We start from the raw sequence: 26,796 nt of genomic DNA on the forward strand, positions 1-26,796 counted from the left end.
TGCGGGTTGGAGCGTGCTTTTTTCTTCTCTTCCCTCCCCCTCCCGCTCCTTCTTTTCTTTCCTCCCCCCCCCCCCCCCCCCCCCCCCCCCCCCCCCCCCCCCCCCCCCCCCACCGAGTGCTCAGCGGCGTGGAACCGCCGCGGGGGTCCAGCCGCGGTAGTTGTTGAAGTAGCGCACGCTCGACGCGTGGCCGATCTTGCCGCCGATGCTGGTGGCGTAGATCCCGCCGGAGCCGTCGGCGATGCCGACGTGACCCCACTGGCTGATGTTCCAGTACACGAAGGAGCCCTTCGGCGGCGTCCCGGTCGTGCGCTTCGGGCTCGCACCGTTCCAGTGCGCGTTGGCCGAAGCCCAAACGCCGGTGGTCCCGTACGCGTTTTCGACGGCCTTCTCACAGAGGCCCTGGTACGCGGTGGAGCCCATGCGGTTCTTGAACCACTGGACGGCACCGGCGGGCGTGCCGTCGCCGGCGCCCTGGATGGCCAGGTCACCGTCGGACACGGTGGTGAACGTTCCCGCGGCCGGGTTGATGTCGGCGGCGGTGACGGTGGCGCCCGTTTCGGGGGCGGCCGGAGCGGCTCCGGCGACCGGAGCCATGGCGAGGGCCGCGATGGCCAGCGCGGCGACGGACGCCGGTTTCGCCACCTTGGCGAAGATGGTGCGCATGATCAGTACCTCCTGTTGAGGAATTACCAACAGTGAGGACGATCCCGTGATCAAGTACAAATTTCGTACAACCGGGCGTGATAGTTGATAACTCAACGTGGTGGAATACTCCGGAGGAGGGGTGCGTTGAGTCCACTGCCAGCGCATCTGGCAAAATCATCCGCTGAAGTCCGGCACCGGTTCACCCCGCACGGGGACCCGGGGCCAACGAGAGAGGACACCATGAAAAGCGGTATTCACCCCGAGTACGTTGTCACGCACGTGAACTGTGACTGCGGCAACGAATTCACCACCCGCAGCACCAAGACCTCCGGCAACCTCCACGTCGAGATCTGCTCGAACTGCCACCCGTTCTACACCGGCAAGCAGAAGCTCATGGACACCGGCGGCCGCGTCGCGCGCTTCGAGGCTCGCTACGGCAAGCGCAAGAAGGCCGAAGACGCCAAGTAGCTTGAACGACGGCGCCTACCCGCATGTCCGGGTAGGCGCCGTTTTTGTGGTGTCGCAGCCTTGGTTTTGTCCGGGCAGTTGAGAGGTGGAGTGGTGGATTCGAGTTCGCTGAGGGGTCTGCTCGAAGAGCACGCCCAGCTGGAAGAGCAGCTGGCCGATCCGTCCGTGCACGCCGACCAGGCGCGCGCCCGCAAACTCGGCCGCCGGTACGCCGAGCTGAGCCCCGTCGTCAAGACGATCCGCGAGCTCGACACCGCCCGCGACGACTTCGAGACGGCGAAGGAGCTGGTGTCGGAAGACGCGACCTTCGCGGCCGAGGCCGAGGAGATCTCCGCCAAGATCCCCGCGCTCGAGGCCAAGCTCACCGAACTGCTCCTGCCGCGCGACCCGTACGACGGTTCCGACGTGGTCATGGAGATCAAATCGGGTGAAGGTGGCGAGGAGTCGGCGCTGTTCGCCGGCGACCTCCTGCGCATGTACCTGCGCTACGCCGAGCGTCACGGCTGGAAGGCCGAAGTACTCGACTCGGTCGACTCGGACCTAGGCGGCTTCAAGGATGTCACCGTGTCCATCAAGAGCCGTTCGACCGCCGTCGACGGCGTCTGGGCGCGCCTGAAGTTCGAAGGCGGGGTGCACCGCGTGCAGCGCGTGCCCGCCACCGAATCGCAGGGCCGCATCCACACCTCCGCGTCCGGCGTGCTCATCTACCCCGAACCCGAGGACGTCGAGGTCGAGATCGACCCGAACGACCTGCGGATCGACGTCTACCGCTCGTCCGGCCCCGGCGGCCAGAGCGTGAACACGACCGACTCGGCCGTGCGCATCACGCACCTCCCGACCGGCGTGGTCGTCTCGTGCCAGAACGAGAAGTCGCAGATCCAGAACCGCGCCCGCGCCCTGCTGGTGCTGCAGGCCCGCCTCCAGGCGATCGCCGAGGAAGAGGCCGCCGCGAAGGCGTCGGACGCCCGCCGCTCGCAAATCCGCACCGTCGACCGCTCCGAGCGGGTCCGCACCTACAACTTCGCCGAGAACCGCATCGCCGACCACCGGGTGAACTACAAGGCGTACAACCTGGACCAGGTCCTCGACGGCGACCTCGACGGCGTGCTGGACGCGCTCATCAATGCGGACCGCGAAGAGCGACTGGCCGAACACGCCGGCTGATCAGAGCCAGGACCTCGGTGCCGGTCCGTCGTCGAAGCGGCCTTCGTCGAGCAGCCTCTGAAATTGCACCTCCAGATAGCTCGACCTGTACGTGCCGTCCAGGAGTCCGGCTGCCTCGGCTTCAGGCTTGCCGATTAGGCGAATGGGGCCGTCGGAGTTGCCCGCTCCGCCGTAATCACCGAACCGACCTCCCCAGGCTGTCACCGCCTGCCAGTAGATGTCTGGTGGATCCGGGAACAACTCGAGCAGGTCCGGATGATTCCCGGCGATCTTCCAAGTCCCGTCTTTGCTCAGTCGAGTACCCGTGTGGATCGGAATGTGCCGGGCGCGGCGGCGGTCCACATTGCCCACCTCTAATCGCGAGAAGACACCTTTTGATAGTCCGATGGCGAGGTCCGTCGTGTCGTTGCCGAACACCACCGCTAAGTGGTACCCCCGCGGCTCCGCGGGGATCGCGATGACGTCGCCGGTCCTCGACCGGAAACTCTTCTTGGCTTTCGGCATCGTCAACGCATGGATGTTCTCGGCCGTGATATCGGCAAAGGCGCGTTCGCTTGCCTGAAGAACCTCGAGGACACTGTTCGAGAGCTCCCCGGTTGACATCGTGGGGGTGCCGTCGGCCGTGTGCCGGTCCATGAGAAGCGTCAGGAACGCACCGGCCTCGGCGAAGGTGTTGTCGTTGAGCGAAGTCACCCTGTCGGAAGGTTCGGCCTTGTACCTCCGGCCATCCTTCCTCTTCGCCCTCATCAACAGGGGACCGGAGCATCAGGAAGGACATCCTCGTCCGGTTGAATCGAGAGGCTCGGTACTTCGACGAATTCACCGAGTGTCGGCTCTTCGCCGATCTCCTCGGTGAACGCCTCAAAACACGAAGTCCAACGCCTCCAGGGCGCTTCTCAGATCTGGGGGGGGGTGTCCCTAGCCGGGTTCGGTGTAGAACGGGTCGTCCTCCAGTCCGGTATGGATGGCCCGGACGGACATGCCCACTTGCGAGAGCCTGTCGGTCACCTCGCTCGCGACCCGCCTGAGCGCCTCTTCGCCGCTTTCTCCGGCATGAGCCGGGAAAGCCGACAGCAGCACCGCTTCGCAAGGACCGGCGTCCGTGCTGATCCGGACCAGCGAGGCCGACAGGTCGGTCACGGGACGGCCGCACAGGCCCACGGCCGAACGCAGATCACCAGTGGGGACGTAAAGATGCACCCGCGAAATGACATCGGTTTCCGCACGCGGGGAGAAATCGTGCCGGGGGACATACGCCGGTTCACGCGGATCGGTGCCGCCGACGGCCGCCATCAGTGAATGAAGCGTGTATCCGTCGGCTTGGGTGTCGTAGGCGTCGTAGCTTCCGTACTGGCCGGTCTCCGGCGTGCCGTGAATTTCGAAGAATTCCGCATTCAGGCCGAAGTGGAAAAGTGCCGGTACTGCGGCCCGGTGCAGCGTCTCGGCGGGTTCCTCGCCGTCCGCTGGAGGCGTGCGATAGCCGACGGAGACCGAGTACCCCTTCCAGTCGCCTTCGGGATCCGCCCGGCAGATCTCCAGCTCGGTGGCCTCGAAGTCGCCGATGAGACGTTCGCCCAGCGCGGCGGCCGCGGCGAAATCCTCGGTCTCGATAATCGCGGATATCCGCGTGACGACTTCCGTTTCCGGGAGATCCATGACTATTTCGTGTGCCCTTCGGCGCGTACAGGTGGCGCTCAGCCTACGCGGGACGGGCGCCGCATGGATCGACGCCCGTCCGCTGAGGAGTCTCCGTGACAGGCTTGAGAAACGCGTTAGACGTGCATGGGGCGGCAGATGTCGTCACGCATGTGCCGGTCGCCGTTGGTGTCGCGGAGTCAAATCTCAGGTGCACTTACGTGTACGGCATGTCCTCTGCGCGAACACTTGGCGATCGCCGCGCCGATCAGAGCCAGGAACGCGGAGCCGGTCCATTGTCGAATCGGCCTTCGTTGAGCATTTCTTGGAAGTATTCCTCCAGGTATGTCGGCCGATAGGTGCCGTCCAAGAGACCGACCGCTTCCGCCTCCGCCTTGTCGAGCAGCCGAACCGGGCCTTCGATTTTGCCCGCGCCGCCGTACTCGCCGTACCGCTCTCCCCAGGTCGTTCCGCCTGCCAGTAGGCTTCGGGAAGGTCCGGGAACAGTTCCAGCAGCTCAGGATGGGCCCGACGATCCGCCAAGTCCTGTTCTTGATCAATCTGGGTCCCCGTGTAGACCGGGATGTGCCGGGCCCGATGACTTCCTATGTCACCGACTCGCGGCGGAGAGAAGACGCCTTCCAACAAGCCGGCCGCTGTGCCCATTTGGTCTTCGCAGAGCACGATGGCCAGATGGTGGCCACAGGGCACCGCCGGAATCGCCACGACATCGCCGACCGTCACCCGAGCGGTTTTCCGGCTGACGGGACGACCAGGGCCTGTAGGTCCCGCGCGGCGACGTCGCTGAAAGCGCGATCGCCGGACTGAAGGACATCGAGGATATGGTCCGCGAGATTCTCGACTGACGACGGGTGGGTCGGCTCGGCACCGCTTCCGGTGACGAGCAGATCCAGGAAGGCGCCGGCCTCGTTGAAGGTGTTGTCATTGAGCGAGGCGACCCTCTCGGACGACTCTGCCTTGTACCAGCGATTCCCTTTCTTCTTGGCCTTGAAGAGAAGTGGGAACGGGGCGTCCGGCAGAAGGTCCTCGTCCGGCTGGAACGACAGTCCCAGTACTTCGAGGAATTCTCCGAGCGTCGGCTCCTCGCCGATCTCTTCGATGAAGGCATGGAGGACGAGCTCGAGCGCGTCCGCGGCAGATCGCCTCTGTTCGGGTGCCAGCGAAGTCACGGGCGGCTCCTCCCTGCATTTGTTAAGCCTGCGGCTGAAGATCAGCCGGAGATGGACGCCGTCTCCGGCTCGCGTTCCTCGACGACGGGCGCCTCTTCCTTGCGCCGAGGCAGGAACGAGAGTGCGGCGAAGGCGGCGGCGAGCAGGGTCGGGTAGATCGTCAGCTGCTGGTGCTTGACGTTCTCGATGCCTTCCGCGAGGCCGGAGACCAGGATCTGGCCCATCGCGAAGAGCAGGAACATGAGCACCACGATGCCGACGTCGCGGTGTCCGGCGCGGTTCCGGAAGGCGCGGAACCCCGCCCAGCCGATGAGCAGCCAGATCGGCAGCAGGGCGAACAGCCCCAGTGGGGCGATCCAGCCGGTGATCCCGGACAGCACCGGGACGCGGTATTCCTTGGCGAGCGGCGGCTGCCCGGCGTGCTCGCCGAAGCTGCCGAGGTTCGGCACCCGCGCGGTCAGCGTCTCCTGCGCGGACCGGTGCAGCATTTGGACCACACGCCCCGGGTGATCGAGGTAGTACTGGGCGACGTTGCGGCGGCTGATCTTGTCGCGGTACTGGGCGTACTCGGGGTCGCGCCAGGCCGCGTTCGCGCTCCACCAGCCCGTGCCGATGTACTTCGCGAACTCGGGCGGGAGGCCCAGTGCGGCGAGGTCGGCGGTGGTGTCGTGTTTCCCGTCCACGATCCCGTTGAAAACGACGTGGTACATGTTGGCCTCGCGGTATTCCGCGTTGGCCGAGTCGCCCGCGCCCTGCATCAGCGCGGTCCCCGTGCCGACGACGGCGAGCACGGCCAGCGGCAGCGCCCATCGGGCCAGGCCGCGGCTGCCCGCCGGGCGGACGAACAGCAGCGCGAGCGCGAACAGCGGGATCAGCAGCAGCGTCTGTGACTTCGCGTTGATGCCGATCATCGCGCCGAGCACGGTGACCGCGGCACCGGTGTAGCGCCACGGTCCGGTGCGGTGCATGAGCAGCAGCCCGCCGGCGAGCAAGAGCATCCCGACGAAGGCGGCGCCCTCGCTCAGCACCGAGGCGAAGTACCCGAAGAAGGCCGAGTCCGCCGCGACCAGCAGCAGGGCGGCCGTGGCGATGACGCTGTTCCGGACCGAGAGGCGCAGGCCGACGACGATCGCGGCGATCCCGCCCGCGACCAGCAGACAGCCCAGCGCGCCCAGGACCAGCAGGTTCAGGATCGCGGACGAGCCGAGCAGCTGCCCGATCTCGCTGGCGATCTTGTCGATCCAGCTCTGGCTGGAGATGTACTCGCTTCTGCAGGCCGGGGCGGGCCCGTAGGAGAAGCGGACGAAGTATTCCGAAGGCCTGTCGAGCTCGCGGGCGCCGAGCTGGCACAGGATGCGCCAGCCGTCGCCGTTGTCCGCCATGCCGATCGGACGCGGAACCAGGAAACGGACGAGGAGCACCCCGAGCGCCGCGAAGAACACGCCAAGGGTCAGTCGGATTTCCCGGGTCTTCACCCGCGCCACCTTAGAAGATTCCGCAGGGTGATCAGTTCGTACCCTGGCTAACCCCGGCGGAGAGGAACTTCTGGATCACGCCGAGCCATTCGCCGCGGGCCTCCACGCTGATCCCGTGCCCGGCCTCGATCTCGACCAGTTCGGCGCCGGGGATCCCGGCCGCGAGTTCGCGGGAATGGGCGGGCGGGGCCAGGCCGTCCAGCGTCGTGGCGACGACGAGGGTGGGGACCGAGATCCCGGCCAGCTCGGCCCGGGTGTCGACGCCCGCGACCAGGCCGACGTGCTCGGGGCTACCTTCCGGGATGAAACCGACGAGTCCTTCGATGGCGGCTTCGAGCTCCGAAGGTGATAGCGCGTTCAGGTGCTTCTCACCGGTGCCGGCGAAGGTGAGGAACTTCGCCAGCAGTTTCCGGTCGCCGCCCAGCAGTTCGCGCCAGATGTCGACGGCCAGCAGGAGGCGGTTGTCCGGCTTGGTGAACCCGGCGGTCAGGATGAGCCCGGTGACCCGATCGGGGTGCCGGGTCGCGGCGCGGACGGCGACTCCGGTGCCGAGGGAGTAGCCGAGGATCGCGAAGCGGTCGAGTCCGGCGTCGACGGCGATGGAGACCAGTTCGTCCGCGACGGTGTCGAGGTCCAGCGGTTCGGTGCTGCGCGGAGTGGCCCCGGCGCCGGGGTAGTCGGGGCCGACGACGGTGCGGGTGCGGGCGAGGTCGTCGATGATGCCGCCGAAGTTGCCCTCGACGCTGCCGCCCGCGCCGTGGGCGAGCAGCAGGCCGGGGCCGGAACCGCGGACGATGTGCGCGAAATGATTCGTCATGACGGCGACGTTAGGTACTGACATCGATGTGAAGGTCAATCACGGATGACGGGGGTCACATGCTGATCGGCGAGTTGTCCCGGCGAACCGGCGTGAGCCACCGGCTGCTGCGCTACTACGAGGAGCAGGGGCTGCTGGTCTCGCGACGCGACTTCAACGGCTACCGCACCTTCGACGACGACGCGGTCATCACGGTGCGGCAGGTCCGCGCGTTCCTCGCGGCGGGGTTGAGCACGCAGGTCATCGCGAAGGTGCTGCCGTGCGCGAACGGCGAACTGCCGGAGCTCGACTTATGTCCCACGGTCGTGGCGGAGATCCGGCGCGAACTGGCCGAGATGGACGACCGCATCGACACGCTCAGGCGGCGTCGCGGGACACTGGCCGGATATCTCACCGTCGTCCATCCATGCCCCCGCCCCCACCCTCAGCGGTGACGCTGCGCGTCGCTGTGTCGATTCAAAGGAGAACTGTGGAAGCCCTGGCCAGATTCGGGTTCGAACTGGGTGTGCTCAAGCGGATCCGGCGGGCCGGGTGGTGGCAGGCCGGGGTCCGTGACCCCGAATCGGTCGCCGAGCACACCACTCGGGTCGCGCAGCTGGCCGGACTGCTGGCGGCCGAGGGCGGCGCCGACCCGGCCCGGGCGGCGTACCTCGCGCTCTGGCACGACACGCAGGAGACGCGGACCGGCGATCTCCCGCACACGATCAAGGGTTTCGTCGAGAAGCCGGATCCGCGGGCGATCACCGCCGCGCAGACGTCAGCGCTTCCCGGCGCCGCGCGTGACTCGGTACGCGACGCCGTCGACGAGTACGAAGCCGCAGAAAGTCCCGAAGCGCTGTACGCGCGTGACGCGGACAAGCTCGAAATGCTGCTTCAGGCCGTCGAGTACCGCGATGTCGGCGTACGGAACGTTGACGAGTGGATCGCTTCGGCGACGAAGAGCCTCCAGACCGACCTTGCGCGCCGTGTGGCCGAAGCGGCGCTGACGTTGTCGTCGCTCTCGTGGCGGGTGCGCTGAAAGGAATCGATACCCTGAGCCCGCGTGTATCGACCCCGGCACGCGTGCCTCGTGTGTCAGGCTTGACTCTGTGAAGGAACACCAGTGAACCGGCAGCCGTTGCGCCTCGCCATCATGGAAGCGACCCGGATCCTCACCGAGGCCGGTGTGGCGTCACCGCGCTCGGACGCGGAACTGATCGCCTCACATGTCCTCGGCGTCGATCGCGGCCGGCTGCCGATGGTGCCGCTGGTGGACCCGCCGGTCATCGACGCGATCGGCCAGCTCGTGAACCAGCGGGCCAAACGGATCCCGCTCCAGTACCTCACCGGCTGGGCCGCGCTCGGCGACATCACGGTCAACGTCGGCGCCGGGGTGTTCGTCCCCCGCCCGGAGACCGAACTGCTCCTGGAATGGGGCCTGAAACTGCTGCACGGGCGCGAGTACCCGGTGGTGGTCGATCTGTGCACCGGCTCCGGCGCGCTGGCGCTGGCCGTGCAGCACGCTCGGCCGGACGCCGTCGTCTATGCCGTCGACATCGACGCGCAGGCGCTCGCCTGGGCCCGGCACAACGCCGACGTCCACGCGGACGCGGGGGACACACCCATCCGGCTGTACTCCGGCGACGTCGCGGACAGCACGATGTTCGCCGAACTCGACGGTCTCGTCGACCTGGTCCTGTGCAACCCGCCGTACGTGCCGGAAGGCACGCCGGTGCCGGCGGAGGTCGCCGAGCACGATCCGCCGCGGGCGGTGTTCGCGGAGGAGAGCGGGCTCGCGGTGATCCGGCACGCGATCGCCGCCGCCGCGCGGCTGCTTCGGCCCACCGGCGGGATGGCGATCGAGCACGACGACACGCACGGCTCCGCCGTCCCGGCGCTGGTGCGGGCGCGGCGGGTGCTGACCGACGTGCAGGGGCACGTCGACCTCGCCGGACGCCCTCGTTTCGTCACCGCCCTGCGCGTCTCCTGACTCGTTCCTTCCGCGTTTCGTCCTCTGGATGCGGTACTTGCACGCGCAACTACCGCATTCAGAGGACGAAACGCGGAGGGTGCCGGGCCGATAGTTAGCGAGACTCACGACTTCCGGCGGTGCCCAGGGCAAAGCCGACCTCCTAACGTCGATCTCGGCCGCCTCATCGGCGGTCCGACTGGGAGGTGTACCCCGATGCGATCGTCTCTCCGACGAGCCCCACTCAGAACACTCGCCGTTCTCGCCACCGTCGCGCTACTGCCGGGTCTGGTCGCCCACCCCGCGTCCGCCGCGGCGCCCGTGAAGGGCTGGCCCGCCCCGATCGACGGGTCGACCTGGGAGAACCAGGACCACATGACGTGGGACGACTACCGCAAGCCGCCTGGCACCAACTGGGCCGACCCTTCGCTGAAGCCGACAAAGCGGACGTTCAAGGGTGCCGTGGTGCTCGCGGACTATCCGGACCAGGAGTTCGCCGTCACGCAGCCGACGCATTCGACGGTGTTCGGCAACCCCGGCCCCGCCGCGAGCAACATCCCCCGCGCGAACGTCGCGAAGTTCTACCAGGACTTCCTCAACAAGCCGCAGGCGCTGAACCAAGGCCACACCATCAACGAATACTGGATGGAGGACTCCGGCGGCAGGATGGGCGTCGAACTGACCGCGTTCGGGCCGTACCGGCTGCCCGGCAAGTCCTTCGAATACGGCATGGAGTTCCAGCCCGACGCCTGTCCGCCGGGGGCGAACTGCAAGCGTGACCTCCGCGCGGACGCGGGCGCCGCCTGGCGGGCGGACGTGGGTGACGTCTCCAAGCAGTTCGACTTCATCTTCTATCTTTCCGCGGGTCAGGACGAGAGCGCGACCTGGCAGGAATTCGGCGTGATGAAGTTCGGCGAGCCGGGGAACGTGCCCGACGAATTCGGTCCCGGTGTCGCGGGAATGCCGAACGCCGCGTCCACCCGCTATGTTCCGTGGACGTCGTGGAAGTCGGCGGCGAGTATCTGGCCGAACGCGGTCACCGGTTCCTCGACCCAGGCCGAAAGCTCGGGTCAGGCGGTTTACGCGCACGAGTTGAGCCATATTCTCGGCATCGGTGACAACTACAACAACCCGTTCGGCACCCCGCCGTCCAGGACCTACACCGGTCCGTGGGAGATGATGTCGCGCGGCAGCTTCAACGGTCCCGGCGGACCGCACACGCGCTGGCAGATCCCGGCGACGCAAGGCGGCTCGATGGGTTCGCACCACATGCTGCGTACCAAGATGAAACTGGACATCATCGACCCCGAAGACGTCCTCAAACTCGACCGGAACCAGCTTGCCGAGAACGGCCCGGTTTCGGCCAGGATCACGGCGCGTTCGGTCCTTCCGGGACAGGGCGCCTACAGCGGCATCAACATCGCGCTCAACGGCGGGGACCTTTCGCCGAAATGCGATCGTTCGAAGGATCCTTTCTGTGATGGTGGCGGCTACGACAATTACACCGTCGAGGTCGTCGACCGGATGGGCAGCGATTCCTTCGCCCCCGATTCCGGTGTCATCATCGCGAAGACGAAGAACCAGGACAACGCGCCGTTCGAATGGATCGTCGACGCGAATCCGGCCGACATCGGCATGACCGACTACAAGAAGCCCGACGGCACCGCGGTCCCCATCCCCATCGGTGACTACCGCCAGCTCAACGACGCCGCGTTCAAGGCGGGCACCGGTTCCGCGAGCAAGTACGAGTACACCGACAAGGCGAACAAGCTCAAGTTCCTCGTCTCGGACGTCGAGCGCGACCGCAAGGGCGTGCTGTCCTACGTCGTCACGGTGGCCTCGCTCGACGGGGCGGGTTCGCAGGCCAGGGGCGTTTCGCTGTGGCCGTCGGCCCCCGCGTTCGCCAGGCAGGGGCTCGCGAGCTGCTCGTTCCCGGTGCTCAACACCGGCAACGCGAAAGGCGCGGCGGCGCCGTACAACACCGACACGTACCGCCTGAGCGCGTCCACCAGCGCGAAGGGCTGGGAGGTGCGGCTGCCGAACGAGCTGTCCACCGTCCCGTTCGGCGGGCGGTCTTCGGCGACGGCGCACGCCAAACGGGCCGCGGGCGGTGACCACGTCGCGCACATCAAGCTGACCGCGACGTCGATCGCGGACCCGGCGAAGACGGCGACGTCGTTCTGCACCGCTTTCGCCTTCTGACAGGTCCGGCGGACGCCATGAACGGTCCGTTCCTTGCGAAATTTGCAAGGAACGGACCGTTCCTAGCGCGCCTGGGAGGTGAGCACCGGCCCGGGGCACGACAGGGCTACGCTCACAGGCCATGAGCGCGGTGTACGACTGCAGCAAGCGTGAATCGCGGGCCGACGGGCTCGCCGCGGCGGCGAGCGCGGTGCGCTCCAGCCGCCTCGTCGTCCTCCCGACCGACACGGTCTACGGCATCGGCGCGGACGCCTTCGACGGCGGCGCCGTCCAGTCCCTCCTGCGGGCGAAGAACCGCGGCCCGGACATGCCGGTCGGCGTCCTGGTCGGCTCCTGGTCCACTGTGGACGGGCTCGTGCTCGGCACACCGCCGCGGGCCCGCGCGCTCATCGAGGCCTTCTGGCCCGGTGACCTCTCCATCGTCCTGCCGTACGCGCCGAGCCTGCAGTGGGATCTCGGACAGTCACGCGGAACGGTCATGCTGCGGATGCCGCTGCACCCGGTCGCGCTGGAACTGCTGCGTGACGTCGGTCCGATGGCCGTTTCCAGCGCCAACGTGTCCGGTCAGCCGCCCGCCTCCACCGCACAGGAGGCCGTCGATCAGCTCGGCGACAGCGTCGCGGTGTACCTCGACGGCGGGTCCACAGGGGAGCCGGTTCCGTCCACGATGGTCGATCTCACCGGCGACGACCCGGTCATCCTGCGGGAGGGCGCGGTCAGCCGCGCCGCCGTCGCGGAAGTACTGGGAGTGCCCGCGGAGTCACTCGCCTAGGACCGTTGGCCGCCGTGTCCCCCCAGCGCGGTAGCGTGTTCGAGTGACTTGGACCTCGGCGGCGTAACGCATCATGCCTCCTACGCAAGGTCTCCCGATCCGGGAGTACATCCTCGTCGCCCTCACCGCGGCGGCCGTGACCTTCCTGCTCACCGGCGTCGTGCGCCGGGTCGCGATCCGGATCGGCGCGATCGCCAACCCGCGGGCCCGCGACGTCCACGTCACCCCGATCCCGCGGATGGGCGGCATCGGCATCTTCCTCGGTGTCGCCGCCGCGATGGGGCTCGCGCACCAGTTGCCCGCGCTGAGCCGCGGCTTCGACTTCTCCTTCGACTCGCTGGGTGTCCTGCTCGCCGCCGGGGTGATCTCCCTGATCGGCGCGCTCGACGACCGGTTCGAACTCGACGCCTGGACGAAACTGGCCGGGCAGGTCATGTGCGCCGGGATCCTGGTGATCTTCGGGGTGCAGTGGGTGTCGTTCTGGGTGCCGTGGGGAGGTGGTGGCGAATCCTTCGGCCAGGTGCTGGTGCTGGACAAGAACCAGGGCGCGCTGCTGACCGTCGTGCTGGTGGTCGTCATGGTCAACGCGATGAACTTCGTCGACGGCCTCGACGGGCTCGCCGGCGGACTCGGCTTCATCGCCGCGGCGGCGACGTGCTCCTTCTCCCTGGGCCTGCTCGATTCCTCGGGCGGTGACGTCGGCGCCTACCCGCCCGCCCTCATCGCCGCCACGCTCGCCGGGGCCTGTCTGGGCTTCCTGCCGTACAACTTCCAGCCCGCGAAGATCTTCATGGGCGACTCGGGTTCGATGATGATCGGCCTCATGCTGGCGGGCGCGACGACGTCGGCGTCGGGTCGCGTCCCGTATCCGCAGTTCAGCGGTAAGGACGCGCTCGCGCTGCTGTCGCCGCTCGTGGTGGTCGCCGCCGTCCTTTTCGTGCCGCTGCTGGACCTGATCATGGCGGTCATCCGCCGCACCCGTCGCGGCGAGAGCCCGTTCGCCGCGGACAAGATGCACCTGCACCATCGCCTGCTGGAGATCGGCCATTCCCAGCGTCGCGCGGTAATGCTCATCTACTTGTGGGCGGGCCTGCTCGCGTTCGGCGCGGTTTCGGTGACGTTGTTCGACAGTGTCGCGGTTTTCTGGATCGTCGGATTCGGCTTCCTGCTGGCGACCCTGGTGTCGATCGTGCCGAGGCTGCGGTCGCGGAACCGAACCGCCTGAAAGGCGCGATCTGCGCGGGCCTACACTTGCGGGCTGAGACGACCAGGGAGCTTTCTGTGAGCGAGACCGAAAAGACCGTCGCGGCGGAGGAGAACCCCCACGCCAAGGTGGTTCTGCAGGCGGCCAACGCGATGATGAAGGCGTCCCTGATGCTGGTCCCGCCCGCGGTGCTCGTGTGCATCGTGGTCTTCACCATCCTCAATGGACTCCCGGGCCTGCTCGGCTCGGTCATCGGTGGCGTGCTCGCCATCGTGTCCGCCCTCGCGACGCTGGGCCTGATGCGCTTCAGCGCGGGCATGGACCCGATGTTCGTGATGGTGATCGCTCTCGGTGGTTACGTGCTCAAGATCGTCCTGCTTTTCGGGGCGCTGACCCTGCTTCGCGGGGTGACCTCGATCCACCCGATGGCGCTGGGTGTCACCATGATCGTCGCGATTCTCGTGGCCGCGGCCGTGGAGTTCGCGGCGTTCCGCAAGACCAAGATCCCGACGATCATCCCCGCTTCCCGCTGATCATCGGGACCGAGGTCCTGACCTGGGCCGGGACCTAGGTCCTCGGCCGATCGGGGCCAATGTAGTACGCCTGTACGGCGCGGGTGAACCTGCTGATATGGTCCGCGTATGGGCGGCGGCCTCGGCTGCCGGCTCCCGATGACGAACCCCGAACAGCAGTGTGGCGACGGTGTTGAATCGTCCCCTCGTACCCGCTGGTAGGCGTCTGTCTCCCGGGAGCACTGCGTCGAGAATCCTCGTGTGCGGAACGTGAAACCGTGTTCAGCACATCGTGGGGTGGCCGCCTCCGACGACCCGATACGTGTCGGGTACGTTAAGTCCAGATCGTGACGATTCCCCCGGCGGAGTGAACGCCGGCCGGGAGAACCGGAAGGAGCCCAGTGGGCGCGCTGGTACTAGCCGAGGGTGCGGAGTTCACGCCGCCAGGCGTCAAAGACTTCAACCTGCCGCCGTTGTTCGGCTCCGGCTATTGGTTGAGCTTCACCAAGCCGATGTTGCTGGTGGTCATCTCCCTGCTCATCCTCATCACTTACTTCATGCTCTCCTCGCGGAAGCTGAAGGTCGTCCCGGGTAAGGGACAGTTCTTCGCCGAAGGCCTCTACAACTTCGGCCGCAACAACATCGCGCGAGAGCAGATCGGCTCCGCCGACTTCAAGCCGTTCATCCCGCTTGTGCTCGGCCTGTTCAGCTTCGTGCTGGTGAACAACCTCTTCGGGATCATCCCGTTCTTCCAGTTCCCGACCATGGCGCGAATCGGCTTCCCGGTCGCTCTCGCGTTCCTTGTCGTTTACCCGGTGTACCACTACGTCGGGTTCAAACGCCACGGCTTCAAGGGTTACCTCAAGAAGGAACTGGCGCCGGCGGGCATTCCCGGATTCGTTCTGCCGCTGTACTCCACCATCGAGTTCGCGCAGAAGTTCTTCATCGCCCCGGCCACGCTGGCGATCCGAGTTTTCGCGGCGATGTTCGCCGGACACCTGATCATCATGGTCTTCACGCTCGGTGGGAGCTTCCTGCTGACCGAGGGCGAAGGAATCGTGAAGGTCGCGTCGCCGGTGGCGTTCCTCTTCGCTATCGCGATGACCTTCCTGGAGGCATTCATCCAGGTCCTGCAGGCATACATTTTCGCACTGCTGTCCGCAGGGTACATCGGCGCCGCGCTGGCGTCGGAGCACTGAGATACACCAAAAGCCCCCGATCCGCGTGAGTCGCGCGGACCGAGTTTGAAGGGAAACGCACGTGAGCAACATCGTTCTTGCGCAGGCTGCCGAGGCCGCTACCAACATCAACCCGGGTCTCGCCGCGATCGGCTACGGCCTCGGCGCGATCGGCCCCGGTATCGGTGTGGGTCTGATCTTCGCCGCGGTCATCAACGGCACCGCCCGTCAGCCGGAGGCCCAGGGCAAGCTGCAGAGCATCGCCTTCTCCACCTTCGTGCTGACCGAGGTGCTCGCGCTGATCGGTATCGTCATCTACTTCCTCGCCTCCGTCTAAGGCTGAGTTCCGCTCATCGCTTAAGGAGACGTTGTGCTGAAGACCGAATTGGTGTTGGCGGCTGAAGCGCCCAACCCGATCGTGCCGCACATTCCCGAGCTCATCCTCGGGTTCATCGCCTTCCTTCTGCTGCTGTTCGTTCTGAAGAAGTACGTCGTTCCTCGTTTCGAGGCGACGTACGAAGAGCGGACCAAGCTGATCGAGGGTGGCATCGAGCGGGCCGAGAAGGCACAGGCCGAAGCCGAAGAAAACCTCGCGCAGTACAAGGCGCAGCTGGCGGAAGCCCGTTCCGAGGCCGCGAAGATCCGCGACGACGCCCGGCTCGAAGCCGAGCAGATCAAGGCGGAGCTTCGCACCGAGGCGGAGGCCGAGTCCCAGCGCATCGTCGCCCAGGGCCAGGCGCAGCTGCAGGCACAGAAGGCGCAGATCATCGCCGAACTGCGCGCCGAACTCGGCCGTAACTCCGTGGAGCTGGCAAGCCGCATCGTCGGCGAGTCGCTCGCGGACGACGCGCGCCGCCACGGCACCGTGGACCGGTTCCTGGCCGAATTGGAGACCGCCGGTACCAACGGTGCCGGTCTCGGAGCGGGAAAGTAGACCAGAATGACGCTGCATGCTGCGAGCCGTGAAGCGCTCGACCTCGCCGAGAATCGTCTCGGCGAGGTGTTGGCCGCCGCGGGTACGGACCCGACTGTGTCCTCCTCGCTCGGCGACGAGCTGCTTTCGGTCGTCGCCCTGCTGGACCGGGAGATCGGCCTGCGCCGGGCCGTCGCCGACGGTTCGGCCACGCCCGAAGCCCGGATCGGCCTCGCTCGCGGGATTCTCGCGGGCAAGGTTTCCGAGCCGGCCCTGCAGGTGCTCGACTCCGTGGCGGGCAGCCGCTGGTCGAGCCCGCGCGAACTGACCGACGGGCTCGAGGCCCTCGGCCGCTCGGCGCTGCTCACCAGTGCGGAGAAGTCCGGGAACATCGACGCTGTCGAAGACCAGCTGTTCCGGGTCACTCGTATCGTTGCGGGTGCGCCGGAGCTCGAACAGGCGCTGGCCGATCTGACCGCTCCCGCCGAGGCGAAGCGGACCCTCGTCCGCACCCTGTTCGCCGACAAGGTGGACGTGGTCACCAAGACCCTCGTCGAGCAGGTCGTCCTGCGCGCCAAGGGCCGCGGGGTCGCCAACTCCCTCGAGCGGCTGGTCCAGCTGGCCGCGGAACGCCGTCAGCGCTCGGTCGCCCAGGTGACCAGCGCGAGCGCGCTGTCCGACGAGCAGCACGCTCGGCTGAGCGAGAAGCTCAACGCCCTGTACGGGCGGCAGCTCGCGCTGCACGTCGAGGTCGACCCGTCACTGGGCGGCGGACTCGTCGTCCGCGTCGGCGACGAGGTCATCGACGGCAGCACCGCGGGCCGGCTGGACGCCCTGCGCCGCCGGTTGGCCGGCTGACCCACAACAACGACTTTGCACACTGGCACGAACGAAGCGAGAGCGGGATTGAAATGGCGGAGCTGACGATCTCCTCGGATGAGATCCGTAGCGCGATCGAGAACTACGTCTCGAGTTACGCCCCGGACGTGAGCCGGGAAGAAGTTGGCGTCGTCATCGACGCCGGTGACGGCATCGCCCACGTCGAGGGCCTTCCCTCGGCGATGGCCAACGAACTGCTCGAGTTCCCCGGTGGGGTCCTCGGGGTCGCGCTGAACCTGGACGCGCGCTCCATCGGTGCCGCGATCCTCGGTGACTTCGAGACCGTCGTCGAAGGCCAGGAAGTCAAGCGGACCGGGCAGGTCCTTTCGGTTCCGGTCGGCGAGGGCTACCTCGGCCGCGTCGTGAACCCGCTGGGCGCCCCGATCGACGGCCTCGGCGAGATCGAGACCACCGACCGCCGCCCGCTGGAGGTCAAGGCCGCTTCGGTGGTCGAGCGCCAGCCGGTGTCGGAGCCGCTGCAGACCGGTATCACCGCGATCGACGCGATGACCCCGATCGGCCGCGGCCAGCGTCAGCTGATCATCGGTGACCGCAAGACCGGTAAGACGGCCGTCGCGGTGGACACGATCATCAACCAGAAGGCCAACTGGGATTCCGGCGACCCGAAGAAGCAGGTTCGCTGCATCTACGTCGCGGTCGGCCAGAAGGGCTCCACGATCGCCGCGGTCAAGAAGTCCCTCGAGGACGCCGGCGCGATGGAGTACACCACCATCGTCGCGGCCCCCGCGTCGGACTCCGCCGGCTTCAAGTGGATCGCGCCGTACACCGGCTCGGCCATCGGCCAGCACTGGATGTACGAGGGCAAGCATGTCCTCATCGTGTTCGACGACCTGACCAAGCAGGCCGACGCCTACCGCGCGATCTCACTGCTGCTGCGTCGCCCGCCGGGCCGTGAAGCCTTCCCCGGCGACGTCTTCTACTTGCACTCCCGTCTCCTCGAGCGGTGCGCGAAGCTCTCGGACGAGCTGGGCGCGGGCTCGCTGACCGGTCTCCCGATCATCGAGACCAAGGCGAACGACGTGTCGGCCTACATCCCGACCAACGTCATTTCGATCACCGACGGTCAGTGCTTCTTCCAGTCGGACCTCTTCAACGCCGGTCAGCGCCCGGCCATCGACGTGGGTATCTCGGTTTCCCGCGTGGGTGGTGCCGCGCAGGTCAAGGCGATGAAGCAGGTTTCGGGTTCGCTCCGTATCGACCTGTCGCAGTACCGCGAGCTGGAGGCCTTCGCGGCCTTCGCCTCGGACCTCGACGACGCGTCGAAGGCGCAGCTCGAGCGTGGAGCGCGGCTGTACGAGGTGCTCAAGCAGCCGCAGTACTCCCCGATCCCGGTCGAGGAGCAGGTCGTCACGGTGTACCTCGGTACCAACGGGCACTACGACACGGTCCCGACCGAAGACGTGCGCCGCTTCAACCACGAGTTCATCGACTCCGCCCGTCGCAAGCACGGCGAGCTCCTCAAGGACATCCGCGAGTCGGGCAAGTTCTCCGACGAGACCGCTTCCGGCCTGGTCGACGCGGTGAACGAGTTCAAGAAGGAGTTCACCACCGCCGAGGGCAAGAGCCTCGTAGAGGTCTCCGACGCGATGGACGCCGAGAAGGTCGGGCAGGAGACCGTCAAGGTCAACAAGCCCGCACCGAAGAAGTGAGCTGATAGCTCATGGCCGCACAACTCCGAGAACTCCGGTCGCGTATCAAGGCGACCAAGTCCATCGGCAAGATCACCAAGGCGATGGAGCTCATCGCCACCGCGCGCATCACCAAGGCGCGGGCGAAGGTCGCGGCGTCCCGGCCCTACGCGGACGAGATCACGAACGTGCTCTCCGCGTTGGCCGGCGCCTCGTCCAACCTCGACCACCCCTTGCTGGTCGAGCGCGCCGACCCGAAGCGCGCGGCGGTCCTCGTGATCACCAGCGACAAGGGTCAGTGCGGTGGGTACAACTCCAACGTCCTGAAGGCGACCGAGGAACTCCTCACGCTGCTGCGCAAGCAGGGCAAGGAGCCGGTGCTTTACGTGACCGGCAACAAGGGCCTGAGCTACTACCGGTTCCGTGGCCGCGAGGTGACCGAAAGCTGGACGGGGTTCTCCGACCAGCCCGGTTACGTCAACGCCTCGGGTGCCGGTGAACTCATCGTCGAGTCGTTCCTGAACGGCGCCGACGACGAGGCAGGCAACGCCGACGGCATCCTCGGTGTCGACGAGATCCACGTCGTCTACACCGAGTTCGTCTCAATGCTCACCCAGCGTCCGGTCGCCAAGCGCGTCGCGCCGCTCGAGGTCGAGTACACCGAAGACGAAGAGGAGAAGCCCGACGGCCTGCTCCCGAGCTACGAGTTCGAGCCCAACGCCGAAAAGCTGCTCGCCGCGTTGCTGCCGAAGTACATCAACACGCGGATCTTCGCGGCGATGCTCGAGTCGGCGGCATCCGAACTCGCCGCCCGCCGTACCGCGATGAAGGCGGCGTCGGACAACGCGAACGATCTGGTGGGCATGCTCACGCGGGAGATGAACCAGGCCCGTCAGGCGCAGATCACCCAGGAGATCTCCGAAATCGTCGGTGGCGCGAACGCGCTCACCGCAGCAGGAAGTGATGATTGATGACCAGTACTGAAACCCCGCGTGCCAAGGGGCGCATCGTGTCGGTGACCGGGCCGGTCGTCGACGTCGAGTTCCCGCGCGGTGCCGTGCCAGACCAGTTCAACGCGCTCAAGGTCGAGATCGAGTTCGAGCAGCTGCGCAAGACGGTGACCCTCGAGGTCGCCAGCCACCTCGGTGACAACCTCGTCCGCACCATTTCGCTCCAGCCGCAGGACGGCCTGGTGCGTGGTGCCGAGGTCACCGACACCGGCGGCCCCATCACGGTCCCGGTCGGCGACAAGGTCAAGGGCCACGTCTACAACGCGCTCGGCGAGTGCCTCGACGAGCCCGGCTACGGCGACGACCTCGAGCGCTGGGGCATCCACCGCAACCCGCCTTCCTTCGACCAGCTCGAAGGCAAGACGAAGATGCTGGAGACCGGCCTCAAGGTCGTCGACCTGCTGACCCCGTACGTCGAGGGTGGCAAGATCGGCCTGTTCGGCGGTGCCGGCGTCGGCAAGACGGTGCTCATCAAGGAGATGATCACCCGTGTCGCCCGGAACTTCGGTGGTACCTCGGTGTTCGCCGGTGTCGGCGAGCGCACCCGTGAGGGCAACGACCTCTTCCTGGAGATGTCCGAGGACGGCGTCATCAACGACACCGCCCTCGTCTTCGGTCAGATGGACGAGCCGCCGGGCACCCGTATGCGGGTCGCGCTGTCCGCGCTGACCATGGCGGAGTACTTCCGCGATGTGCAGAACCAGGACGTGCTGCTCTTCATCGACAACATCTTCCGGTTCACCCAGGCCGGTTCCGAGGTGTCGACCCTGCTGGGCCGCATGCCTTCGGCCGTGGGTTACCAGCCGACACTGGCGGACGAGATGGGTCAGCTCCAGGAGCGGATCACCTCGACCCGTGGTCGTTCGATCACCTCGATGCAGGCGATCTACGTCCCCGCGGACGACTACACCGACCCGGCCCCGGCCGCGACGTTCGCCCACCTGGACGCCACCACGGAGCTTTCGCGTGGCGTGTTCCAGAAGGGTATCTTCCCGGCGGTGGACCCGCTGGCGTCGACGTCGACCATTCTCGACCCGGCCATCGTCGGTGAGGAGCACTACCGCGTGGCCTCCGAGGTCATCCGGATCCTGCAGAAGTACAAGGAACTGCAGGACATCATCGCGATCCTCGGTATGGACGAGCTCTCGGAAGAGGACAAGCTGACCGTTCAGCGCGCGCGCCGCATCGAGCGGTTCCTGTCGCAGAACATGCTGGTCGCCGAGGCGTTCACGAACATCCCGGGTTCGACCGTGCCGCTGTCGGAGACCATCGAGTCGTTCGACCGCATCACCAAGGGCGACTTCGACCACTACCCGGAGCAGGCGTTCCTGGGTATCGGTGGCCTCGAAGACCTCGAGAAGAAGTACAAGGAAATCACCAAGAAGTGATGTTCCGATGAGCGGCGGGATCAGTGTCTACTGTGGACGCTGGTCCCGCCGTTCGCATAGATGGAACCTTGACTATTACACTCGGTGGCAGCACCTGAGGTGAAGGGAAGCTACGTGGCTGAGATTTCTGTCGAGCTGGTAGCCGTCGAGCGCCGTCTCTGGTCCGGTACCGCCACGTTCGTGGTGGCCCAGACCACCGAGGGCGAGATCGGCATCATGGCCGGTCACGAGCCGGTTCTCGGCCAGCTCGTCGAGGGCGGCGTCGTGAAGGTGACGACCACGGACGGCGAGACCGTGACCGCCGCGGTGCACGGCGGCTTCCTGTCGGTCACCGCGACCGGCGTGAGCATCCTCGCCGAGAGCGCGGAACTTTCGCACGAGATCGACGTCGACGCGGCCAAGAAGGCGTTGAGCGGCGAAGACGAGCAAGAGCGGGCTAGGGCGACCGCCCAGCTCCGCGCGGCCGGTCAGTCAGTCTGACCGGGCGAAGGACAGGGGCCGGGCCGTGGAAATCGCCGTGGGTGTTCTCGGGGCCCTGACCATCCTGGCCGTTGTCGCGGCCTGGTATTCGTTGCGGTGGGTCCGGATGCGCCGCGGTGGTGGCGTGAGTGTCGCGCTGCGGTGGCGTCCGGACGAGGCGCGGTCCAGCTGGCATCTGGGGCTGGGCCGCTACGAGGGCGACGAGTTCGTCTGGTTCCGGGTGTGGAGCCTGCGCACCGGCCCGGACCGGGTCTTCCATCGGGCGAGCATGGAGATCGCGGATCGTCGCGATCCCTCCGGCACGGAGGCGTACGCCGTCCCCGAAGGCTCGATCGTCCTGCGGTGTGAGTCCGCCACGCAGGAGGCGATCGAGATGGCGATGGGCCCCGGCGCCCTCACCGGCTTCCTCTCCTGGCTCGAATCGGCCCCGCCGGGCCGCCGCCTCCCGCGCGCTTCCTGAGCACGCGAGTCACGCCTCTGATCACGCGAGTTCCGCCTCTGATCACGTGAGTTCGCCGTTCGAGCACGCCGTATGCTCACGCCGTGACCATCGTCGACATCCCCGGTTCGAAGTCGATCACCGCCCGAGGCCTGTTCCTCGCGGCCGCCGCTCACGGGGAGACCGTGTTGAGCAGGCCGCTGCGTTCGGATGACTCCGAGGGCTTCGCCGAAGGCCTGCTGAAGCTCGGCTACGAGGTCTCCCGCGCCGGCGGGGAGTGGACCCTTTCCGGCAGGCCCGAGGGCCCCGCCGTCGACAGCGCCGACGTCTTCTGCCGCGACGGCGCCACCACCGCGCGTTTCCTGCCCGCACTGGCCGCCGCCGGGCACGGCACCTTCCGCTTCGACGCCTCCGAACAGATGCGCGCCCGCCCGCTCGGGCCGCTGACCGACGCGTTGCGGGAGCTGGGCGTCGACCTGACCTTCGAAGGCTCGCCGGGGCACCATCCGCTGGTCGTGCGGGCCGCCGGGATCAAGGGCGGTGAACTGACGCTGGACGCGGGGCTGTCCTCCCAGTTCCTGACCGCGTTGCTGCTGGTCGGGCCGCTGACCGCCGAGGGACTGCGGATCACCGTGACCGACCTCGTTTCGGTGCCGTACGTCGAGATCACCATCGCCATGATGCGGCGCTTCGGCGTCGAGGTCGTGCGGGACGGTGACACGTTCGTCGTGCCACCCACGCCGTACCGGGCTTGCCGGTACGAGATCGAGCCCGACGTCTCGACGTCCAGCTACTTCTTCGCGGCCGCCGCGCTGACCGGTAACTCGGTGACCGTGCCGGGCATCGGCGAGGGCGCGCTGCAAGGAGATCTGGCCTTCGTCGAGGTCCTGCGGCAGATGGGCGCGGACGTCGAGGTGGGGCCGGACGCGGTGACCGTGACCGGGACCGGCGGGCTGCGCGGTGTCACGGTGAACATGCGCGACATCTCCGACACCGTGCCGACGCTCGCGGCCATCGCGCCGTTCGCGGACGGGCCGGTGCGGATCGAGGACGTCTACAACACGCGGATCAAGGAATGCGACCGGCTGGCGGCATGCGAGGAGAACCTCCGCGCGATGGGCGTCTCGGTCGAATCCGGGCGGGACTGGATCGAGATCCAGCCGGGCGCGCCGACGGGGACTCTGGTGAAATGCCGGCGGGATCACCGGATCGCGATGGCGTTCAGCGTCACCGGGCTGCGGACACCGGGGATCACGCTGGACGACCCGAGTTGCGTGAAGAAGACCTTCCCCGGCTTCCACGACGCTCTCGCTTCACTCCGGGCTTCCTGGGGCATTTAGTCCTCTGAATGCGCCTGCGGAAACATGGGATCATCACGAAGCGGCATTTCTACCGGGCTCCCGACGTGATCCACGTCTATTCTCGGTCTATGACTCAGAGCGAGGACGCGAACCGCTGGAGCCACCTTCCCGACTCCGTGTCCCTGGAGGACACGATCACGATGAAGGCGATCGACCCGGGCAAGGACGGCACGCCCGACGTCGACCTCGAGCGCTATTGGGCAGCACAGGAACAGGGCTGAGCGTGAGCTGAGGACGCTTTCCCCGCGCCAGATGCGGTGAAAGCGTCCTTTAGCGCGTCTTACGCGGGGAAAGTCCCCTTCAGCTCGTTCCGCCGGGCTGCCACAGGATGTCGCCGTCCGGGTTCGCCAGCCGCGACAGGATGAACAACAGGTCCGAAAGCCGGTTCAAGTACTTGATCGCCAGCTGATTCGTCGTGGCCTGCTCAGCCTCGAACAGCGCCCAGCCGGAGCGTTCGGCCCGCCGGGAGACCGTGCGGGCCTGATGCAGGAACGCCGCGCCCGGGGTGCCACCCGGCAGGATGAACGACGTCAGCTTCGGCACGCGCTCGTTGAATTCGTCGCACCAGCCTTCGAGGCGTTCGATGTACCGCTCGGTGATGCGCAACGGTTCGTACGGCGGGTTCTCCACGATCGGCGCGCACAGATCCGCGCCGACGTCGAAGAGATCGTTCTGCACCGCGCGCAGCACCTGGGTGATCTCCTCGGAGAGACCGCCCATCGCGAGCGCGAGCCCGATGACGGAATTGGCTTCGTCGACGTCGGCGTACGCGGACAGCCGCGGCGAGGTCTTCGGCACGCGGGAGCCGTCGCCGAGCGCCGTGGTGCCGTTGTCGCCGACCTTCGTGTACACGCGGTTGATGCGAACGACCATGAAGCCGACTCTACCGGCCCGGCGTAAGGCAAATCCGGGCGAGAGGGCATGATTGGCGCCCATGAGCGAGCACTTCGACGTGCACGGCGGAGCACGGCTGGTCGGCGAGGTCGACGTGGTCGGGGCCAAGAACAGCGTCCTGAAACTGATGGCCGCGGCCCTGCTGGCCGAAGGTACGACGACCATCACGAACTGCCCCCAGATCCTGGACGTCCCCCTGATGGGCGACGTCCTGCGCAGTGTCGGCTGCGACGTCGTCATCGACGGCGACACCGCCAAGATCACCACGCCGGCCGAGCTGTCGCATCGGGCCGATTCGTCCGCGATGGGCAAGCTGCGCGCGTCGGTGTGCGTCCTGGGTCCGCTGGTCGGACGGCTCAAGCAGGCCGTCGTGGCGCTGCCCGGCGGTGACGCGATCGGTTCCCGGCCACTGGACATGCACCAGAACGGCCTGCGCAAGCTGGGCGCCACCAGCACCATCGAGCACGGCTGCGTCGTGGCGAAGGCCGACGGGCTGCGCGGCGCGCAGATCTGGCTGGACTTCCCGAGCGTCGGCGCCACCGAGAACATCCTGATGGCCGCCGTGCTCGCCGAGGGCACCACGGTCATCGACAACGCCGCGCGCGAGCCCGAGATCGTCGACATCTGCACGATGCTGACCGAGATGGGCGCGAAGGTCGAAGGCGCGGGCACCTCGACGCTCACCGTCGAGGGCGTCGAGAAGCTGCACCCCACCGAGCATCGCGTGATCGGCGACCGGATCGTCGGCGCGACCTGGGCGTTCGCCGCCGCGATGACCAGGGGCGACCTGACCGTCCGCGGCGTCAACCCGCACTACCTCGACCTGGTCCTCGACAAGCTCCGCCTGGCTGGTGCCGAGGTCGAGACCTTCGAAGGCAAGGGTTTCCGCATCGTCCAGAACGAGCGCCCGAAGGCCGTCGACTGGGTGACGTTGCCGTACCCCGGTTTCGCGACCGACCTGCAGCCGTTCGCGGTGGCGTTGTCGGCGGTCTCCGAAGGCACGTCGATGATCACGGAGAACATCTACGAGGCCCGGTTCCGGTTCATCGAAGAGATGATGCGGCTTTCCGGCGACGCGCGTACCGACGGGCACCACGCCGTCGTCCGCGGCGTGGAGAGGCTTTCGAGCGCTCCGGTGTGGGCCGCGGACATCCGCGCCGGCGCCGGGCTGGTGCTGGCCGGACTGTGCGCGGACGGCGTCACCGAGGTCTGGGACGTCTTCCACATCGACCGCGGCTACCCGCATTTCGTGGAGAACCTGAACCGCCTCGGCGCCCGAATCGAGCGCGTATCGGGCGAACCCGAGCGCGCCTGACAGCAATCCGGTCCGTTAAGGCCTCCTTGCCTACTCTGAAGGTAGGCCACACTCGGATCGCCCAATCACCCTGTTCCGGTCTGGGTGCAGGCTCACCAAGACGACATCAGGATTCAGTGCGCGGGCGAATACGGGTCCACCAGAACACGAAACGCCACTCACGACCACTTGAGCGCGCCTAACCTTCGAGCACGAGCGCGGCGCCGAAACCGACCAGGGCGGTTCCGGTGACGCCGTCCAGCGCGCGGCGGACCTTGCGGCGTTCCAGCCAGGCGCGCACGCGGTGCACGAAGAACAACAGCGTCATCAGCCAGATCGCACCCAGTACCGCGACGGTGTAGGCGAGCAGCAGCGCGTGCCACGCCGACGTGGTCACGGGGTCGAGGAATTGCGGCAGCACCGACAGGTACAGCACGAGGACCTTCGGGTTGGTGATGTTGGAGAGAAAGCCTTCGCGGAAGCGGCGGAACCCGCTCGACCGTTGCTGCTTCACCGCGGCGACACCGGAGTAGTCGCCACGCCATGCCCCGCGCAGCGCCTGGAAACCGAGGAAGACGAGGTACGCGGCGCCGACCCATTTGAGCGTCACGAACACCGGCTGCGACTGCGCGATGACGACGCCGAGGCCGAGCGCGGCCGCGGAGCCCTGGACGGTGTTGGCCACGAAGATCCCCGCCGTGGCGAGGAACCCGCCACGCGTGCCGCCGGACAGCGAGTTCTTGAGCATGATCATCGTGTCCGGCCCCGGTGCGAGGACGATCAGGACGACGATGAGCAGATAGCTGCTGTAAGAACTCCAGGTCACGCTTGCCCACGCTAGACGCCGGGCACGGGCGAGTCTCGCGGATTTCGGTCACAGTGCCGGGTGCGGTAGCGGTAGGTGGTGGGTCGGGTGGGTCGTGGGTGGCGATTCGGGTTAGGGCCAAGGGTGTCTTAGGTACCTACTGCGGGTGGGTCCGGAACGACACCTCGAGCCTCAGTAGCGTCACTAGTCACACCCCTCCCCAGTGCATGAAGGCCCCCATCCTTGCGCCTAGGTACAGGAAGGGGTCCTTCATGTACTGCAACGCCTCAGGTCACACAGTAGGTACCTACGAGAGGGCCCGCCCGAACCCGGAACGCCACTCACGACCCACCCGATCGACGCGGCACGAGGGTTGACCGCTCAGCGTGTGCCGGGTGTCGGGGGGGGGGGGGGGGGGGGGGGGGGGGGGTCGAGTCTCCCCCTCCCTAAGAGAAGTTTTGGGGCCGGTGT

The 26,796-nt window shown here is 67.1% G+C and carries 29 protein-coding genes; 21 read left to right on the forward strand and 8 right to left on the reverse strand.

Annotated elements, in window-relative coordinates; genetic code table 11:
- Positions 1 to 120 precede the first annotated feature (120 nt).
- Complete coding sequence (locus ACZ6DT_RS10170; RefSeq protein WP_465591538.1) at positions 121 to 666, reverse strand: CHAP domain-containing protein; 546 nt, start codon at positions 664 to 666, stop codon at positions 121 to 123.
- Positions 667 to 888: 222 nt separating this feature from the next.
- Between ACZ6DT_RS10170 and rpmE the strand changes: the two genes are divergently transcribed.
- Entirely contained in the window at positions 889 to 1,116 is a 228-nt protein-coding gene (gene rpmE / locus ACZ6DT_RS10175; RefSeq protein WP_007028345.1) for a 50S ribosomal protein L31, read from the forward strand.
- Between the two features lie 93 nt (positions 1,117 to 1,209).
- A complete protein-coding gene (gene prfA, locus ACZ6DT_RS10180; protein WP_465591541.1) occupies positions 1,210 to 2,280 on the forward strand; it encodes a peptide chain release factor 1 in 1,071 nt (356 codons plus the stop codon).
- On the opposite strand, the gene ACZ6DT_RS10185 is transcribed toward prfA, so the two are convergent.
- From ACZ6DT_RS10185 to ACZ6DT_RS10205, 5 genes are all read right to left on the reverse strand, one after another.
- The gene (locus ACZ6DT_RS10185) at positions 2,281 to 2,973 is read right to left on the reverse strand and encodes a hypothetical protein (RefSeq protein WP_465591544.1); all 693 of its coding nucleotides are present in this window, start codon (positions 2,971 to 2,973) and stop codon (positions 2,281 to 2,283) included.
- 225 nt (positions 2,974 to 3,198) lie between these two features.
- Positions 3,199 to 3,936 (reverse strand): hypothetical protein, encoded by a 738-nt coding sequence (locus ACZ6DT_RS10190; RefSeq protein ID WP_465591547.1) that lies wholly within the window; start codon positions 3,934 to 3,936, stop codon positions 3,199 to 3,201.
- A gap of 719 nt (positions 3,937 to 4,655) precedes the next feature.
- A complete protein-coding gene (locus ACZ6DT_RS10195; RefSeq protein ID WP_465591549.1) occupies positions 4,656 to 5,105 on the reverse strand; it encodes a hypothetical protein in 450 nt (149 codons plus the stop codon).
- Between the two features lie 41 nt (positions 5,106 to 5,146).
- Positions 5,147 to 6,580 carry a glycan biosynthesis hexose transferase WsfD gene (gene wsfD, locus ACZ6DT_RS10200; protein ID WP_465591552.1) on the reverse strand — a complete coding sequence of 478 codons (1,434 nt, stop codon included), beginning with the start codon at positions 6,578 to 6,580 and terminating at the stop codon, positions 5,147 to 5,149.
- Between the two features lie 31 nt (positions 6,581 to 6,611).
- The gene (locus ACZ6DT_RS10205) at positions 6,612 to 7,397 is read right to left on the reverse strand and encodes an alpha/beta fold hydrolase (protein WP_465591554.1); all 786 of its coding nucleotides are present in this window, start codon (positions 7,395 to 7,397) and stop codon (positions 6,612 to 6,614) included.
- Positions 7,398 to 7,456: 59 nt separating this feature from the next.
- Between ACZ6DT_RS10205 and ACZ6DT_RS10210 the strand changes: the two genes are divergently transcribed.
- From ACZ6DT_RS10210 to ACZ6DT_RS10295, 18 genes are all read left to right on the forward strand, one after another.
- A complete protein-coding gene (locus ACZ6DT_RS10210) occupies positions 7,457 to 7,831 on the forward strand; it encodes a MerR family transcriptional regulator (RefSeq protein WP_465591556.1) in 375 nt (124 codons plus the stop codon).
- Positions 7,832 to 7,866: 35 nt separating this feature from the next.
- Positions 7,867 to 8,415 carry an HD domain-containing protein gene (locus tag ACZ6DT_RS10215; RefSeq protein ID WP_400944886.1) on the forward strand — a complete coding sequence of 183 codons (549 nt, stop codon included), beginning with the start codon at positions 7,867 to 7,869 and terminating at the stop codon, positions 8,413 to 8,415.
- A gap of 84 nt (positions 8,416 to 8,499) precedes the next feature.
- Positions 8,500 to 9,366 (forward strand): peptide chain release factor N(5)-glutamine methyltransferase, encoded by an 867-nt coding sequence (gene prmC / locus ACZ6DT_RS10220; RefSeq protein ID WP_465591559.1) that lies wholly within the window; start codon positions 8,500 to 8,502, stop codon positions 9,364 to 9,366.
- 195 nt (positions 9,367 to 9,561) lie between these two features.
- Positions 9,562 to 11,547, forward strand: coding sequence for a M6 family metalloprotease domain-containing protein (locus ACZ6DT_RS10225; RefSeq protein WP_465591562.1), 1,986 nt, complete (start codon positions 9,562 to 9,564; stop codon positions 11,545 to 11,547).
- Between the two features lie 121 nt (positions 11,548 to 11,668).
- Positions 11,669 to 12,319 carry an L-threonylcarbamoyladenylate synthase gene (locus ACZ6DT_RS10230; RefSeq protein WP_465591565.1) on the forward strand — a complete coding sequence of 217 codons (651 nt, stop codon included), beginning with the start codon at positions 11,669 to 11,671 and terminating at the stop codon, positions 12,317 to 12,319.
- A 73-nt stretch (positions 12,320 to 12,392) separates the two neighbouring features.
- On the forward strand, positions 12,393 to 13,544 hold the full coding sequence (locus ACZ6DT_RS10235) for a glycosyltransferase family 4 protein (RefSeq protein ID WP_465591568.1): 1,152 nt from the start codon (positions 12,393 to 12,395) through the stop codon (positions 13,542 to 13,544).
- A gap of 56 nt (positions 13,545 to 13,600) precedes the next feature.
- On the forward strand, positions 13,601 to 14,056 hold the full coding sequence (locus ACZ6DT_RS10240; protein ID WP_465591571.1) for a hypothetical protein: 456 nt from the start codon (positions 13,601 to 13,603) through the stop codon (positions 14,054 to 14,056).
- Positions 14,057 to 14,436: 380 nt separating this feature from the next.
- Positions 14,437 to 15,234, forward strand: coding sequence for a F0F1 ATP synthase subunit A (atpB, locus tag ACZ6DT_RS10245; RefSeq protein ID WP_465591574.1), 798 nt, complete (start codon positions 14,437 to 14,439; stop codon positions 15,232 to 15,234).
- Between the two features lie 61 nt (positions 15,235 to 15,295).
- Entirely contained in the window at positions 15,296 to 15,550 is a 255-nt protein-coding gene (locus ACZ6DT_RS10250) for an ATP synthase subunit c family protein (protein WP_007028330.1), read from the forward strand.
- 33 nt (positions 15,551 to 15,583) lie between these two features.
- On the forward strand, positions 15,584 to 16,147 hold the full coding sequence (locus tag ACZ6DT_RS10255; RefSeq protein WP_465591577.1) for a F0F1 ATP synthase subunit B: 564 nt from the start codon (positions 15,584 to 15,586) through the stop codon (positions 16,145 to 16,147).
- 6 nt (positions 16,148 to 16,153) lie between these two features.
- Positions 16,154 to 16,984, forward strand: a complete 831-nt coding sequence (locus tag ACZ6DT_RS10260) for a F0F1 ATP synthase subunit delta (protein WP_465591580.1) — start codon at positions 16,154 to 16,156, stop codon at positions 16,982 to 16,984.
- Between the two features lie 53 nt (positions 16,985 to 17,037).
- Entirely contained in the window at positions 17,038 to 18,675 is a 1,638-nt protein-coding gene (atpA, locus tag ACZ6DT_RS10265; protein ID WP_465591583.1) for a F0F1 ATP synthase subunit alpha, read from the forward strand.
- A gap of 11 nt (positions 18,676 to 18,686) precedes the next feature.
- Complete coding sequence (locus ACZ6DT_RS10270; RefSeq protein ID WP_465591586.1) at positions 18,687 to 19,625, forward strand: F0F1 ATP synthase subunit gamma; 939 nt, start codon at positions 18,687 to 18,689, stop codon at positions 19,623 to 19,625.
- A complete protein-coding gene (atpD, locus tag ACZ6DT_RS10275; RefSeq protein WP_465591589.1) occupies positions 19,625 to 21,052 on the forward strand; it encodes a F0F1 ATP synthase subunit beta in 1,428 nt (475 codons plus the stop codon). Before ACZ6DT_RS10270 ends, atpD begins: the two co-directional genes overlap by 1 nt.
- Positions 21,053 to 21,166: 114 nt before the next feature.
- Positions 21,167 to 21,532 (forward strand): F0F1 ATP synthase subunit epsilon, encoded by a 366-nt coding sequence (locus ACZ6DT_RS10280; RefSeq protein ID WP_007028324.1) that lies wholly within the window; start codon positions 21,167 to 21,169, stop codon positions 21,530 to 21,532.
- A gap of 25 nt (positions 21,533 to 21,557) precedes the next feature.
- On the forward strand, positions 21,558 to 21,992 hold the full coding sequence (locus ACZ6DT_RS10285) for a DUF2550 domain-containing protein (protein WP_465591591.1): 435 nt from the start codon (positions 21,558 to 21,560) through the stop codon (positions 21,990 to 21,992).
- 83 nt (positions 21,993 to 22,075) lie between these two features.
- On the forward strand, positions 22,076 to 23,311 hold the full coding sequence (gene aroA / locus ACZ6DT_RS10290) for a 3-phosphoshikimate 1-carboxyvinyltransferase (protein ID WP_465591594.1): 1,236 nt from the start codon (positions 22,076 to 22,078) through the stop codon (positions 23,309 to 23,311).
- Between the two features lie 89 nt (positions 23,312 to 23,400).
- Positions 23,401 to 23,553, forward strand: coding sequence for a hypothetical protein (locus ACZ6DT_RS10295; RefSeq protein WP_414939322.1), 153 nt, complete (start codon positions 23,401 to 23,403; stop codon positions 23,551 to 23,553).
- 79 nt (positions 23,554 to 23,632) lie between these two features.
- Here the strand turns inward: ACZ6DT_RS10295 and ACZ6DT_RS10300 are convergent, their stop codons facing one another.
- Positions 23,633 to 24,205, reverse strand: a complete 573-nt coding sequence (locus ACZ6DT_RS10300) for a cob(I)yrinic acid a,c-diamide adenosyltransferase (protein WP_465591597.1) — start codon at positions 24,203 to 24,205, stop codon at positions 23,633 to 23,635.
- Positions 24,206 to 24,266: 61 nt separating this feature from the next.
- Here ACZ6DT_RS10300 and murA point away from each other — a divergent pair, with 61 nt between their 5' ends.
- Positions 24,267 to 25,541, forward strand: coding sequence for a UDP-N-acetylglucosamine 1-carboxyvinyltransferase (gene murA, locus ACZ6DT_RS10305; protein ID WP_465591600.1), 1,275 nt, complete (start codon positions 24,267 to 24,269; stop codon positions 25,539 to 25,541).
- A 178-nt stretch (positions 25,542 to 25,719) separates the two neighbouring features.
- Here murA and ACZ6DT_RS10310 read toward each other — a convergent pair whose 3' ends face one another.
- Positions 25,720 to 26,346, reverse strand: a complete 627-nt coding sequence (locus tag ACZ6DT_RS10310) for a LysE family translocator (protein ID WP_465591603.1) — start codon at positions 26,344 to 26,346, stop codon at positions 25,720 to 25,722.
- Between the last annotated feature and the right edge of the window lie 450 nt (positions 26,347 to 26,796).

The organism is Amycolatopsis sp. NPDC041971 (assembly GCF_055588925.1).

Excerpts from the sequence above, each read along its gene's own strand:
- ACZ6DT_RS10170 (WP_465591538.1), bottom strand. The coding sequence starts at position 666 with ATGCGCACCATCTTCGCCAAGGTGGCGAAACCGGCGTCCGTCGCCGCG.
- rpmE (WP_007028345.1), top strand. The coding sequence starts at position 889 with ATGAAAAGCGGTATTCACCCCGAGTACGTTGTCACGCACGTGAACTGT.
- ACZ6DT_RS10190 (WP_465591547.1), bottom strand. The coding sequence starts at position 3,936 with ATGGATCTCCCGGAAACGGAAGTCGTCACGCGGATATCCGCGATTATC.
- ACZ6DT_RS10205 (WP_465591554.1), bottom strand. The coding sequence starts at position 7,397 with ATGACGAATCATTTCGCGCACATCGTCCGCGGTTCCGGCCCCGGCCTG.
- ACZ6DT_RS10210 (WP_465591556.1), top strand. The coding sequence starts at position 7,457 with ATGCTGATCGGCGAGTTGTCCCGGCGAACCGGCGTGAGCCACCGGCTG.
- ACZ6DT_RS10225 (WP_465591562.1), top strand. The coding sequence starts at position 9,562 with ATGCGATCGTCTCTCCGACGAGCCCCACTCAGAACACTCGCCGTTCTC.
- ACZ6DT_RS10230 (WP_465591565.1), top strand. The coding sequence starts at position 11,669 with ATGAGCGCGGTGTACGACTGCAGCAAGCGTGAATCGCGGGCCGACGGG.
- ACZ6DT_RS10235 (WP_465591568.1), top strand. The coding sequence starts at position 12,393 with ATGCCTCCTACGCAAGGTCTCCCGATCCGGGAGTACATCCTCGTCGCC.
- ACZ6DT_RS10260 (WP_465591580.1), top strand. The coding sequence starts at position 16,154 with ATGACGCTGCATGCTGCGAGCCGTGAAGCGCTCGACCTCGCCGAGAAT.
- atpA (WP_465591583.1), top strand. The coding sequence starts at position 17,038 with ATGGCGGAGCTGACGATCTCCTCGGATGAGATCCGTAGCGCGATCGAG.
- ACZ6DT_RS10270 (WP_465591586.1), top strand. The coding sequence starts at position 18,687 with ATGGCCGCACAACTCCGAGAACTCCGGTCGCGTATCAAGGCGACCAAG.
- atpD (WP_465591589.1), top strand. The coding sequence starts at position 19,625 with ATGACCAGTACTGAAACCCCGCGTGCCAAGGGGCGCATCGTGTCGGTG.
- ACZ6DT_RS10295 (WP_414939322.1), top strand. The coding sequence starts at position 23,401 with ATGACTCAGAGCGAGGACGCGAACCGCTGGAGCCACCTTCCCGACTCC.
- ACZ6DT_RS10300 (WP_465591597.1), bottom strand. The coding sequence starts at position 24,205 with ATGGTCGTTCGCATCAACCGCGTGTACACGAAGGTCGGCGACAACGGC.
- murA (WP_465591600.1), top strand. The coding sequence starts at position 24,267 with ATGAGCGAGCACTTCGACGTGCACGGCGGAGCACGGCTGGTCGGCGAG.